Raw genomic sequence first — 12,806 nt, forward strand, 5'->3', positions numbered from 1 at the left:
GTGGACAGCGGGTTCAAGGACGAGAGCGACAGCGGGTACGGGATCGGGCGGCGTCTGTCGGCCTGGGGGGTGCATGCCTTCACGGGCAGCGGCGTGGTGCTGGGGTTGCTGGCGCTCCTCGCCGCGGTCAACGGCGAGGCCAAGGCGTGCCTCGGCTGGCTGGGGCTGGCTCTGGTCGTCGACGGGGTGGACGGCACGCTGGCCCGCCGCGCCTCGGTGAAGGAGGTGCTGCCGGGCATCGACGGGTCGGCGCTGGACCTCGTGATCGATTATCTGACCTACGTCGTCGTTCCGGCGGTCTTCATGTACCGCTTCGGCCTGCTGCCGGACGGGCTGGGCGTCGCGCTGGCCGCCTTCATCATGATGACGTCGCTCTACTGCTTCTCGAACACCGGGATGAAGAGCGGCGACAACTACTTCGTCGGCTTTCCGGCGATCTGGAACGTGGTCGCGCTCTATTTGTGGATTCTGGCGCTTGACCCGTGGATCAACACCTCGGTGGTGCTGGTTCTCGGCCTGCTGACCTTCACGACGGTCAAGTTCCTGCATCCCTTCCGGGTACGCCGCTGGATGCGCCTGAATCTTCTGGTCAGCGGCGCGTGGCTGGCCTCCAGCGCGGCGTTGGTGGTCCTGTATCCGGACCGTCCCGACGCCGTCTGGTACGTCTGGCTGGCCAGCAGCGCCTATTACGCCGCGATCTGCGCGTGGCGGACGCTGCGCGGGCCGGCTGAGGCGTAAGGCGCCCCTGGGCTTCGCTCAGGGTTTCTCGGGGGCGGTCTCCCGGTTGATGTCGTCCTTGGCGTCGCGGGCCTTCTGCTGAATGGCCGCGCCGGCGTCCTGCATCATGCGGCCGGCCTCGGAGCCGATGCCCTTGGCGGCCTCGCCCACGCGCTCCGCGGTCTGGTCCACCGCGCGCCCGATCTCCTGGCCGGTCTTCTCCGCCGACTGCTGGTCGTCGCAGGCGGCCAGCAAAGGCAGGGCCAGGAGCGGAAGGGCAAGGACGGCGGTGCGAATCCCGTTACGACGAGCCATGGAATAGCCTCCACAATTGATCCATGGAGGCGTAACGGTTCACGGGGGCGTTTGGTGCCCGTCCTCCATCAAAAGGGGAGCCTTCCTCAAAAGCGGTAGGCGGCGGTGATGGCGACCACCGGCCAGAAGCGCGCGGCGCGGATCGAATCCTCGACCTCGCGGCGCTGGTCCTCCAGCACGGCGGCGATGGCCGGCGTGGTCGCCACGCCCGGCGCGCTCAGGCTGACCCGCGGCTTGCCCTGGAACAGCACGCCGAGATCCACGCCGACGCTGAAGTTTGGGCTGAACACCGTGCCGTTGTAGCCGATGCCGGCATAGGGGGCGAAGCGGTCGAACTTGGCCTCGCCGTCGAGCTGCCCGGCCTGCTGCGGCGTGACCACCACCCCGCCGAAGCTGCGCGGGCCGGACAGGGTGCCCGTCAGGTCGGCCTTGTTGTAGTTGATCCGCGCGCCGCCGCTGATGCGGAAGCCGGTGCCGGCGACCGGATAGACATCCAGCACCGCGCCGAAGCTACGCAGCTTCACGTCCAGGTCGTAATCGACGCCGGAGATGCTGCGGTCGGTGCTGAATGTGAACATGTTGCCGCCCAGCCGCAGCCCGAACATCGGATTCACCCGGTAGCCGGCCTCCAGCCCCAGACCCAGCGTGCTGGCCTGCGCGCCGACATGGAAGGGGGAGTTAACCCGACCATCCATGGTCTGGGCGGTGGCGGCGGAGGCTCCGGCAACAGCGAGGGCGAGGGCGAGAAGGGCGGCGGTGCGCATGCGGCGTTTCCCCTTGAGACGTCTCGATCGAACGGGGAACGCGGACCAACCGCAAAGGTTGCGGCCGGCGTGGGGCGCCGGCCGCGTTTCAGCTGGCTGTGACTAAAACGCCACAGCGATGGGGCGTGTGCTTGCTTAGAACTGATCCTCGCTCAGCGCCATGACCGTGCGATGGGCGGTCAGGATCGGCAGCAGCAGGCCCGGCCCCTGGGCCAGGATCTGCTCGGCGTAGAAGCGCGCGGTGACCAGCTTCGCCTCCAGGAAGGGCGCGTTGGCGCCGGGCTGGCGCAGCCCCTCCAGCGCCTTTGCGGCGGAGCGGGCGAGCATCCAGCCGCCGGCCACCGTGCCCCACAGCTTCAGATAGTTCACGGCCCCCGCCGCGGCGGCGCGCAGGTCGCCGTCGGCCTGGGTCTTCACCACCCAGGCCACCGCCTGCTCCAGCGCGTCCAGACCGGCGGACAGGTTGGTGCGGATCGCCTCCATGTCGTCGCCGGGGATGCTCTCCAGCTCCGCCACCGTGGCCCGCATCTCGGCAATGAAGGTCCGGGCCGACTCGCCGCCGTCGCGGCCGGTCTTGCGGAAGGTCAGGTCGTTGGCGTGGATGCCGTTGGTGCCCTCGTAGATCGGGGTGATGCGGGCGTCGCGGTAATGCTGGGCGGCGCCGGTCTCCTCGATGAAGCCCATGCCGCCGTGGATCTGCACGCCGGTCGAGGCGACGTCGCAGCCGATGTCGGTGCTCCACGCCTTCACGATGGGGGTCAGGATGTCCACGCGGGCGGTTGCGGCGGCGCGCACCGCGGCGTCCTCGTGGTGGCGGGAGACGTCGAGCTGGGTGCCGGCGTAGAGCGCCAGCGCGCGGGCGGCCTCCGTCTTGGCGCGCATGTCCAGCAGCATCCGGCGCACGTCCGGGTGGCGGATGATGGCGACGCCGGAGCCCTTCGGGTCGGCCAGATCCTTGCTCTGCACGCGGCCCTTGGCGTAGTCGCGGGCCTGCTGGTAGGCGCGCTCGGCGATCGCTACGCCCTGGATGCCGACGCCGAGGCGGGCGTTGTTCATCATGGTGAACATGTATTCGATGCCGCGATTCTCCTGGCCGACCAGGAAGCCGATGGCGCCGCCGTCGTCGCCGAAGGCCATCACGGCGGTGGGACTGGCCATGATGCCCAGCTTGTGCTCCAGGCTGGCGCAGCGCAGGTCGTTGCGCGCGCCCGGCGTGCCGTCCGCGTTGGGCAGGAACTTCGGCACGATGAACAGGCTGATGCCCTTGATGCCCGGAGGCGCGTCGGGCAGGCGGGCCAGCACCAGATGGACGATGTTGTCCGTCAGGTCATGCTCGCCGTAGGTGATGAAGATCTTCTGGCCGGTGATGCGGTAGGTCCCGTCCTCCGCCCGCACCGCGCGGGTGCGCACGGCGGCGAGGTCGGAGCCGGCCTGCGGCTCCGTCAGGTTCATCGTGCCGTTCCACTCGCCGGCGATCATCTTCGGCAGGTAGAGCGCCTTCTGCTCCGCGCTGGCGTGCTCGGTCAGCAGATCGACGGCGCCCTGGGTCAGCAGGGGGCACAGGCCGAAGGACAGGTTGGCCGCCTGCCACATCTCGTTCACCGCGAAGGCGACGGTCCAGGGCAGGCCCTGCCCGCCATACTCCGGCTCGAAAGGCAGGCTGTTCCAGCCGCTCTCGGTGAACTGGCTGTAGGCGTCCTTCCAGCCGGTCGGCGTGCGGACCACGCCGTTCTCCAGCACCGAGCCTTCCTTGTCGCCGACCCGGTTCAGTGGGGCGAGAACGCCGGAGGCGAACTTGCCGGCTTCCTCCAGCACGGCGTCGACCAGATCGGGGGCCGCCGAATCGCAGTTCGGCAGCGCGGCGACCGTTTCGAGGCCGACCACCTCGTTCAGGACAAAGCGGAGGTCATCGACCGGAGCGGTGTAGGGAATCATGGATGGAGCGGCCTCCCGTGACCCGATTGTGCGTGCCCGATTGCGCGTGCCCGATGGTCCGTGAACGCGTCTTGGGCGGTTTACGTGCGCGTCACCATACCGTACCGAATGGTGCATGGCGAGCCTCGCCGTCGGGCATGAATATTGGCATCTGGGTTGCGGTGCGAACAGCGCGGCTGCGACGCAGGAGAGGGCGCCAGACTTGGCATCACGGTTGCAGGAGTAGGGCAGCACCGCTCACAGGGGTTCCTCCCATGACCATCGCCGCCACCCTTGCCCGTCAGGCCGAATCCGCCGTCCAGGCCGCGAAGACCACCCGCGGGCCGGAGACTGTCGAGGCGGCGGTCCGCAACGCCAGCGCCAAGACCGGGGTCGATTTTTCCTACCTCATGGAAAAAGCTGCCGTGGAGAGCGGGTACCGGACGGACGTGAAGTCCTCCTCCTCGTCGGCGACCGGGCTCTACCAGTTCATCGACAGCACATGGCTGGCGACGATGCGCGACCATGGGGCGGACCACGGCTACGCCAAATACGCCAACGCGATCCAGACGCGTGGCGACGGGCGCCCCTACGTCACCGATCCCGACCTGAAGCGCGAGATCCTGGACCTGCGCAAGGACCCTAACGCCTCGGCCCTGATGGCCGCGGAATACACCCGCGACAACAAGGAGTATCTGGAGGACACGATCAAAGGGAAGGTCGGCTCCACCGAACTCTACATGGCGCATTTCCTGGGGGCGGGCGGGGCCTCGAAGTTCCTGAACGCCATGCAGGACAACCCCAACCGCGCCGCCAAGGAGCTGTTCCCCGACGCCGCCTCGTCCAACAAGGCGGTGTTCTTCGACAAGGACACCGGCCGGGCCAAGTCGCTGAAGGACATTTACGACCGCTTCGCGACGAAGTTCGCGGAATCGCCCAACGCCGACTTCGCGCCGGCCCAGACCGCCATCGACCGGGTGCGCCGCCAGGACATGCCGGACGGCTTTACCACCCAGGTGCCCAGCATGCCGCAGAAAGCGCTGAATGGCACGCCGCTGTCGATCTACCATGTGCTGGCGCTGAACGCCCTGGAGACGCCGGACGAGGTGGACAGCATCTCCGGCAGGCCCGCCCGCGGCCGCCGTCCGGACGGCGAGGACAAGGACAACCGCCGCATGCGCGACCAGCCGGTCCGTACGGATCAGAACGAGCACACGGGGCTGGGCCTCGGGCTGGGCCTGTCCAAGGTGGTCGGGCAGGGGACGGTGGCGGGGACGTCAGCCGGGACTGCGGCTGGAGCGGAGGTGAGCAAGGCGGCGTGAGCGGCTGACCGCCGGGCTACACGCCCCTGAGGCGATTGCGGGCTTCCGCCGCTATGGCCGCGAAGACCCGGCGGTCGCCGGGCAGCAGTGCGTCGGCGGTCAGCCGGCGGTGCGGCTCGAACCGCAGGCCCGCCCGGTGCGCCGCCGCGGCGCTTCCCCAGAAGGCGGGGGGCCGACGGCTCAGGCCCGCCGCATGGCGCGGCTCGCGCCACCGCACCTCCCGCAGCACGTTGGTCAGGTCGAAGTCGATGAGGGTCCGCCGTCCGCCCGGGCCGCTCAGGTGAATCCAGGCGTGGAAGGGGAAGGACTCCGTTTGCTGCCGCTGCTGCGCCGGATCGGGCGGGCGGACGTCGGCGGGCGTCGCCGGGTAGCCGAGCCAGCGCCCCCGGCCATGGGCTTCGGACTTGCGGAAGGCCACGCGGCCCAGCGCGACCTCGGCCCGGCCGTGGCCCAGAGCCTCCAGCAGCATCGCCCCGGCGAAAGCGTAATACTGGCATCCGCCCAGCCGGTGGGTGTGCACCAGATCGCGATGCAGCGGGTGGGCGGTCACAGCTTCATGCACCGCCTGCCGGACGCGCTCCCGCTCCGGAGGCAGGGCTCCGGCCACGGACGTGCCGGGCACCGGCGCCGTCTCGGCCTCGCCCAGCATCAGGCGCATCCACGCCGACATCGCCAGCAGCATCGCCGCCTCCGTTCCGCGGTTACCGACCGACTCCTAAGAACAGGTCGGAACCGCGAAAGGTCGCACGGGGCGGGCAGGGGCCCTCTTTCGGGTGAGGCCCTTACGGCAGCATCTTGCCGGGGTTCAGCAGGCCCTTGGGGTCGAGCGCCGCCTTCATGGCGCGCAGCATGTCGAACTCGACCGGGCTCTTGATGACCGGCATCTCGTCCTTCTTGAAGCGGCCCACACCGTGCTCGGCGGAGATGGAACCGTCCAAGTCGAAGATGACCTCGTTCACGACGTGGCAGATCTCGTCCCAGCGGGCGAGATAGGCGGCGGTGTCGGCGCCCTCCGGCTGGCTGAGGTTGAAGTGGATGTTGCCGTCCCCGACATGGCCGAAGGGGGTCGGGCGGATGCCGGGGCAGGCCGCGGCCACGGCGGCCTCGGCGCGCTCGATGAACTCGGCGACGCGCGACACCGGGACCGACACGTCGTTCTTGATCGAGCCGCCCTCGAACTTCTGCGCCTCGACGATGGCCTCGCGGATGAACCAGAGCTGGTTGGCCTGGGTTTCCGACTGGGCGATGGTGGCGTCGGTGGCAAGCTCCGCCTCAAAGGCCTCGCCCAGCGCCGCCTCGACCGTCTCGCGGAAGGCGTCGGACTGGGTGCCGGCGGTCAGCTCGGTCAGCACGTACCAGGGCGACGGCTCCGACAGCGGGTCGATGGTGCCGGCGACGTGCTTGAGCGCGAATTCCAGGCAGCGGCGCGACATCAACTCGAAGGCGGCGACAGCGTCGCCCGACGCCTCGCGCAGGCGGGCCAGCAGTTCGATGGCGGCGGCGGGGCTGGGCACGGCGATGAAGGCCGTCTCCGCCTGGCGCGGGCGCGGGTAGAGCTTCAGCACCGCGGCGGTGACGATGCCCAGCGTGCCCTCCGCCCCGATGAACAGGTGCTTCAGGTCGTAACCGGTGTTGTTCTTGCGCAAGGACCGCAGGCCGTTCCAGACGCGACCGTCGGCCAGCACGACCTCAAGACCAAGCACGAGATCGCGCATGTTGCCGTAGCGCAGCACGTTGATGCCGCCGGCGTTGGTGGAGATCAGGCCGCCGATCTGGCAGGTGCCCTCCGCCCCCAGGCTCATCGGCAGCAGGCGGTCCTTGTCCTTCGCGGCCTCCTGCGCGGTCTTCAGCACGACGCCGGCCTCCACCGTCATGGTGTAGTTCAGCGTGTCGATGCCGCGGATTTTGTTCATCCGCGACAGGCTGATGACAATTTCGCGCCCTTCCTCGTAGGGGATGGAGCCGCCGACGAGGCTGGTGTTGCCACCCTGCGGGACGACCGGGATGCCGGCCTCCGCGCAGATCGTCACCACCGCCGCAACCTCCTCGGTGCTGGCCGGGCGGACCACCGCCGGGCTGTTGCCTTTGAAGCGCCCGCGCCATTCCGACAGGTAGGGGGCCATGTCCTCCGGCGCGGTGAGAAGGCCGTTCGGGCCGACGATGGCGCGGATCCGGTCGAGGGCGGCGGCGAGGCTGGCGGCGTCAGGGCTGGCGGCAGGGCTGGCGGCGGCCATGGGCGGAGGGTCCGGGGGCTGGAGGGCGCCTCGCCCCCCTCCCGACCCCCCCCCGCTGTCGCAGGGGAGGGGGCTTTCTGTCCCTCCCCTGCGACAGCGAGGGAGGGAGGGACCCGCGAAGCGGGAGGGTGAGGGCTCGTTGCGAGACTCTTATCGCCTCGCCGTCCGTTTTTCCACTACGCCCGATCCATCACCCCCGCGGGGCGGCGGCCCGCCGCAGCCGGTCGTTGATGGCGACACCCAGCCCCTCATCCGGGATCGGCATCACCGCGATGGCGCGGGCCCCCTCCTGGTCGAGCGCGCGGAGATGGGCGAACAGGTTCGCCGCCGCCTCGTTCAGGTCGCCCTGGAGGCTCAGGTTCAGGCGGGCCTTGCCGCCGCGGATGAAGCGGTCGGGGCCGAAGGTCAGGAACGCCTCGTCCTCCTCGGCGCTTGTGGCGTTCAGCCGCACCGGGACGTTGGGGGCGTAGTGGCTTTCCAGCTGGCCGGGCGACTTCGGGGCGTCCGGGTTGCCGGCGGAAAGCTGGATGGGGCCGATCAACCGCTCGATTTCCTCGCGCAGCACGGCGCCGGGGCGCAGCAGCACGGGCGTCTCGCCGGTCAGGTCGAGGACGGTGGACTCCACTCCGACCTGGCACTTGCCGCCGGCCACCACCATGCTCACCCGGTCGCCCAGGCTCTCGATGACGTGGTGGGGGGCGGTCGGACTGACCGCGCCGGAGCGGTTGGCGCTGGGCGCGGCGATCGGCTTGCCGGCGGCCTTCAGCAGGGCCTGCGCCACCGGGTGGGCGGGCACGCGCACCGCCACGCTGTCCAGTCCGGCGGACACCAGCAGCGACAGCCCGGCCTCGGCCCGGCGGGGCAGGACCAGGGTCAGCGGGCCGGGCCAGAACTGGTGGGCCAGCTCCACCGCGCGCTCGTCGAGCACGGCGATGGCCTCGGCCGCCTCCAGGTCCGGCACATGGGCGATCAGCGGGTTGAACTGCGGGCGGCCCTTGGCGGCGAAGATCGCGGCCACGGCCCGGTCGTCGGTGGCGTCGCCGCCGAGGCCGTAGACGGTCTCGGTCGGGAAGGCGACCAGCTCGCCGCTGCGCAAAGCCTCGCCGGCGCGGGCGAGGCCGGCGGGCGTGGCGGGGATGATGTCGGGATGCTTGTCGGTCACGGGGCGATTTGTAAAGCGTGGGAGGATGAAGTCAATTCGCGCGGTTGCGCCGGCTCTGTCCAAGCCTTATGACGGGTGTGCGCGATAAACAACCAAATGATGGGTGTGGGCATGACGGGCAAGGTCTTCACCGTGGCTCAGCAGAAGGGCGGGGCCGGAAAGACCACTCTGGTGGCTCACCTCGCCATTGCCTGGATGCAGCTTGGGCGGTCGGTCGCCACGGTGGACATCGACCCGCAGGGCAGCCTGACCCGCTGGCACGCGGTGCGGGCGGAGGCCACGGGCGGGGAACCCGGCTTCACCCATGTCCAGATCACCGGCTGGCGCACCCAGACCGAGGTGGAGAAGCTGGCCCGCGACCACGACATCGTGCTGATCGACAGCCCGCCCCATGCCCAGACGGAGGCGCGCATCGCCGTGCGCGCCGCCAGCCTCGTCATCGCCCCGGTGCAGCCCAGCCCGATGGACCTGTGGGCGGTGCAGCCCACCCTGGACCTCGCCGCGCAGGAGAAGCGCCGGCTGCTGCTGGTGCTGAACCGCGTGCCGCCGCGCGCCCGCATCGCCGACGAGCTGATCGCGCGGGTGCGTGAGCTGGTGAACCCGCCGGCCGTGGACATCGCGGAGTCGCAGATCGGCAACCGCACCGCCTACGCCGGGACCCTGCTGTCCGGCCTGTCGGTGACCGAGGCGGCGCGCAAGACCCAGGCGGCGGCGGAGATGCAGGCGCTGGCCGAGGAGATCCTGCGCCGGGCGGCGTGAGGGGGAACGGCACTCGTGCCGAGTGTGCCGACACGCGCAACCCCCTCACCCTAATCCTCTCCCTGAGGGGAGAGGGGACACCATTACAGCGCCTGCAACGCCTTCAGCACCGCCGCCACATGGCCGGTGACCTTCACCTTGCGCCAGACGTTGCGGACGATGCCGTCCTTGTCGATCAGGAAGGTCGCGCGCTCCAGACCCATGTATTTGCGGCCGTACATGCTCTTCTCGACCCACACGCCGTAGGCTTCGGCGACGCCCGTCTCCTTGTCGGAGGCCAGCGTGAAGGGCAGCTCGTACTTCGCCTTGAACTTGTCGTGGCTGGCCACGCTGTCCTTGGACACGCCGATGATGACGGCGTCGAGCCCGCTGAAGTCCGGAAGCTGGTCGCGGAAGCCGCAAGCCTCCGACGTGCAGCCGGAGGTGTCGTCCTTCGGATAGAAGTACAGGATCACCGGCTTGCCCCGCAGGGCGGACAGCGTGACGCTGCCGCCGCCGTCGGTCGGCATGGTGAAGTCCGGGGCCGGGGTGCCGACCTCGATCGGGGCGGCGTTGGTGGCTTCGCTGGCGTTGTTGGCTTCGCTCATGGGAGTTTGGCTTCTTCGTTGGTCTCTGGGGGAGGCAGCCTTGACGCCGGCTCCTCGACCAGCGCCACGAAATGGCGATGGGCGCGGGCGGCGATGTCCCGGATTCTGCTGTCGAGCGCGGCGAAGTCAACCGCCGGCTCCTCTTCTGGGAAGGCAGCGCGTGAGAGTCCCTCCCGCAGGGTGGGCGACACCTGCCGCGGATCGAGCACGCCGTCGGTAGTCAGTCGCAGGAAGCCCTGCACCCGGCGCCACAGCTTCAGCGTCGCCACCAGCTCCTCCGCCACCTCTGGCGCCAGCAGACCGGCTCCGGCGGCGTTGAGCAGCGCGCGGCTGGTGGCGATGGACAGGATGTCCGGATGCGCGTGCCCGTGGCGGAGCTGGAGATATTGGGCCGTGAACTCGATGTCGATGAGGCCACCGCGGGCGTATTTGACGTTCCACGGGTTGGTGGTGCCGAACTCCTTGTCGATGCGGCGGCGCATGTCAGCGACGTCCCGCAGCACCTTGGCCGGATCGCGCGGGCCGGTCAGCACGCCGCGGATCGCCGACTCGACCTTGCGGCCCAGCGCCGGATCGCCGCCGATGACGCGGGCGCGGGTCAGGGCCATGTGCTCCCACGTCCAGGCCTCCTTGGCCTGATAGGCGGTGAAGGCGTCCAGCGCGGTGGCGAGCGGCCCGGCGTTGCCCGACGGGCGCAGCCGCATGTCCACCTCGTACAGCCGCCCGTCGGCCATCGGGGCGGTGATGGCGTTGGTCAGGCGCTGCGTCAGCTTGATGTAATACTCGTTGGGCGCCAGCGGCTTGGTCCCGTCCGACTGGCGGGTTCCCGGCGGCACCTCGTAGACCACGATCAGGTCGATGTCGGAGGTGATGGTGAGCTGCCGGCTGCCCAGCTTGCCCATCGCCACCACCACCCAGGCGCCGCCGGGGATGCGGCCGTGGCGGGCGGCGAACTCCTCCTCGACGCGGGCGGCCAGCTCCGGCACCACCACGTCGGCCAGATCGGCGAGGAAGGGGCCGCAGCGGTCGCCGTCGGTGATGCCGCGGAGGATGTGCGCCCCGGCGCGGAAGCGCTGGTCGTTGGTCCAGCGTCGCGACAGGGTCAGCACGTCCTCGAAGTTGTGCGCCCCGGCGATGAAGCGCTGGTACTCCGGCGTCAGCCCCGCCGCGTCGGGCAGCGGGTCGAAGAAGTCGGGCGACAGCACGGCGTCGAGCAGCGATGGGTTGCGCGACAGCGTCTCGGCCAGTTGCGGCGCCGTGCCCATGATCTCCGCGACCAGGGCGAGCAGCCAGGGGTTGGCGATGAACAGCGAGAACAGCCCGACCCCCGCCGGCAGCCGCTCCAGGAAGCTGTCGAACTTGACCAGCGCGTCGTCCGGGGCGGGGGTCTTGGCCAGCTCGTTCAGCATGGCCGGCACCAGCTCGGTCAGCAGCTCCCGCGCGCGGCCCGAGCGGGTGGAGCGGTAGCGCCCCCGGTGCCAGGTGGAGACCACGGCGATGACCCGGCTGGGGTCGCGGTAGCCCATGCCGGCCAGCGTTTTCACCGTGCCGGGGTCGTCGTCGGTGCCGGTGAAGACGAGGTTGCCGGGGCCGGACAGCGACGGCGCCTCCTCGAACAGCTCGGCGTAGCGGTCCTCCACCCGGCCGAGTTGGGCCAGCAGGTCGGTGCGGAAATCCTCCACCCGCTCGTAGCCGAGGAAGGTCGCCAGATGCGCCACGCCCTCGTCGTCCGCCGGGATCTGGTGGGTCTGGCGGTCGTCGGTCATCTGGATGCGGTGCTCGACCCGGCGCAGGAAGCGGTAGGCCTCCTCCAGTTCCTCCACCGCCGCCTCCGGCACGCGGCCGACCGCGCACAGCGCCTTGTTCGCCAGCAGGGTGGGGGCGATGCGCACGCGGATGTCGCGCCCGCCGAAAATGAGCTGCTGGGTCTGGGCGAAGAACTCGATCTCGCGGATTCCGCCACGGCCGACCTTGATGTCGTGGCCGTTCACCGTCACTTCACGATGGCCCTTGTGGGCGTTGATCTGACGCTTGATGGAATGGATGTCCTGGATGGCCGCGAAGTCGAGGTGGCGCCGCCACACGAACGGTTCGAGGAAACGCAGGAAATGCGCCCCCGCTTCCGGATCGCCGGCGATGGGGCGGGCCTTGATCATGGCCGCGCGCTCCCAGTTCTGCCCGACGCTGCCGTAATAAATTTCGGCCGCCGAGACGGACACCGCGAGCGGCGTGGCCCCGGGATCGGGGCGCAGCCGCAGATCTGTACGGAAGACGTAGCCGTCCTTGGTCCGTTCATCCATAATGCGGACAAGATCGCGCGCGATACGAATGAACGTGCGGGCGAGGTTGTCCGGCTGGGGCGTTTGAACGACGGCGTCGTCGTACAGGACGATCAGGTCGATATCGCTGGAATAGTTGAGCTCGCGCGCACCAAGTTTGCCCATGCCAAGCACGATCAGGCCCGACCCGACCCATGGCCGCTGCGGTTCCGGCAGCGTCAGCGTGCCCGCCTCCGCGGCGCGGCGCAGCAGGTGGTTTGCCGCCATCCGGACCGACGTCTCGGCGATGTCGGACAGCGCGCCGGTGACGGCCTCCAGCTCCCACGCGCCGGTGATGTCGGCGATGGCGATCAGCAGCGCCGCCCGCCGCTTGGCGATGCGCAGGGCGGTCATCAGCCGGTCGATGTTGCGCTCCTCCGCGCAGTCCGCCTCCAGCCGGCGCAGCAGCGTCGCGAAGGCGGCGTCGTACCCCTGCGTCACCATCTCGCGGACGAAGGGCAGCTCGCGCGTCAGGATCTGGCCGAGATACGGGCTGTTGCCGCACACCGCGTCGATCAGCGCCCGGCCCTCGGTCGAATCGGCGTACGCCTCGGCCCAGGCGCGCAGGGCGTCGCCACCGGTGTTGTCCGCGGCGTTCGCCGCCTCGGCGCTCCAGCGCTCCAGGCCGCGTCCGGCAAGGGCGGTGTCGAAGGGTTTCGGCAGCGTGGTGGTCATGGTCGCGGCTATCCCTGCACAAGAACTGAGCAGGAGGGT

The 12,806-nt window shown here is 69.9% G+C and carries 11 protein-coding genes; 3 read left to right on the forward strand and 8 right to left on the reverse strand.

Going from position 1 to position 12,806, the window contains the following annotated elements:
• Complete coding sequence (gene pcsA / locus ACWPXE_RS11310; protein WP_454017954.1) at window positions 1-738, forward strand: phosphatidylcholine synthase; 738 nt, start codon at window positions 1-3, stop codon at window positions 736-738.
• 18 nt (window positions 739-756) lie between these two features.
• Here pcsA and ACWPXE_RS11315 read toward each other — a convergent pair whose 3' ends face one another.
• The 3 genes from ACWPXE_RS11315 to ACWPXE_RS11325 form a co-directional block, all read right to left on the reverse strand.
• Entirely contained in the window at window positions 757-1,032 is a 276-nt protein-coding gene (locus ACWPXE_RS11315) for a hypothetical protein (RefSeq protein ID WP_454017955.1), read from the reverse strand.
• Between the two features lie 86 nt (window positions 1,033-1,118).
• A complete protein-coding gene (locus ACWPXE_RS11320; protein ID WP_454017956.1) occupies window positions 1,119-1,796 on the reverse strand; it encodes a hypothetical protein in 678 nt (225 codons plus the stop codon).
• A gap of 135 nt (window positions 1,797-1,931) precedes the next feature.
• Entirely contained in the window at window positions 1,932-3,731 is a 1,800-nt protein-coding gene (locus ACWPXE_RS11325) for an acyl-CoA dehydrogenase (protein WP_454017957.1), read from the reverse strand.
• A 254-nt stretch (window positions 3,732-3,985) separates the two neighbouring features.
• On the opposite strand from ACWPXE_RS11325, the gene ACWPXE_RS11330 reads away from it, so the two are divergent.
• Window positions 3,986-5,032, forward strand: coding sequence for a hypothetical protein (locus tag ACWPXE_RS11330; protein WP_454017958.1), 1,047 nt, complete (start codon window positions 3,986-3,988; stop codon window positions 5,030-5,032).
• Between the two features lie 16 nt (window positions 5,033-5,048).
• On the opposite strand, the gene ACWPXE_RS11335 is transcribed toward ACWPXE_RS11330, so the two are convergent.
• From ACWPXE_RS11335 to ACWPXE_RS11345, 3 genes are all read right to left on the reverse strand, one after another.
• A complete protein-coding gene (locus ACWPXE_RS11335) occupies window positions 5,049-5,714 on the reverse strand; it encodes a hypothetical protein (RefSeq protein ID WP_454017959.1) in 666 nt (221 codons plus the stop codon).
• Between the two features lie 100 nt (window positions 5,715-5,814).
• Entirely contained in the window at window positions 5,815-7,266 is a 1,452-nt protein-coding gene (locus ACWPXE_RS11340) for an FAD-binding oxidoreductase (RefSeq protein ID WP_454017960.1), read from the reverse strand.
• A gap of 190 nt (window positions 7,267-7,456) precedes the next feature.
• The gene (locus ACWPXE_RS11345; RefSeq protein ID WP_454017961.1) at window positions 7,457-8,428 is read right to left on the reverse strand and encodes an L-threonylcarbamoyladenylate synthase; all 972 of its coding nucleotides are present in this window, start codon (window positions 8,426-8,428) and stop codon (window positions 7,457-7,459) included.
• Between the two features lie 111 nt (window positions 8,429-8,539).
• On the opposite strand from ACWPXE_RS11345, the gene parA reads away from it, so the two are divergent.
• Window positions 8,540-9,187 carry a ParA family partition ATPase gene (gene parA, locus ACWPXE_RS11350; protein WP_454017962.1) on the forward strand — a complete coding sequence of 216 codons (648 nt, stop codon included), beginning with the start codon at window positions 8,540-8,542 and terminating at the stop codon, window positions 9,185-9,187.
• An 83-nt stretch (window positions 9,188-9,270) separates the two neighbouring features.
• Here parA and bcp read toward each other — a convergent pair whose 3' ends face one another.
• The gene (gene bcp / locus ACWPXE_RS11355; RefSeq protein ID WP_454017963.1) at window positions 9,271-9,774 is read right to left on the reverse strand and encodes a thioredoxin-dependent thiol peroxidase; all 504 of its coding nucleotides are present in this window, start codon (window positions 9,772-9,774) and stop codon (window positions 9,271-9,273) included.
• Window positions 9,771-12,767: a bifunctional [glutamine synthetase] adenylyltransferase/[glutamine synthetase]-adenylyl-L-tyrosine phosphorylase gene (locus ACWPXE_RS11360; protein WP_454017964.1), complete on the reverse strand. Its 2,997-nt coding sequence runs from the start codon at window positions 12,765-12,767 to the stop codon at window positions 9,771-9,773. Before ACWPXE_RS11360 ends, bcp begins: the two co-directional genes overlap by 4 nt.
• Between the last annotated feature and the right edge of the window lie 39 nt (window positions 12,768-12,806).

Source organism: Azospirillum sp. Marseille-Q6669 (genome assembly GCF_965111635.1).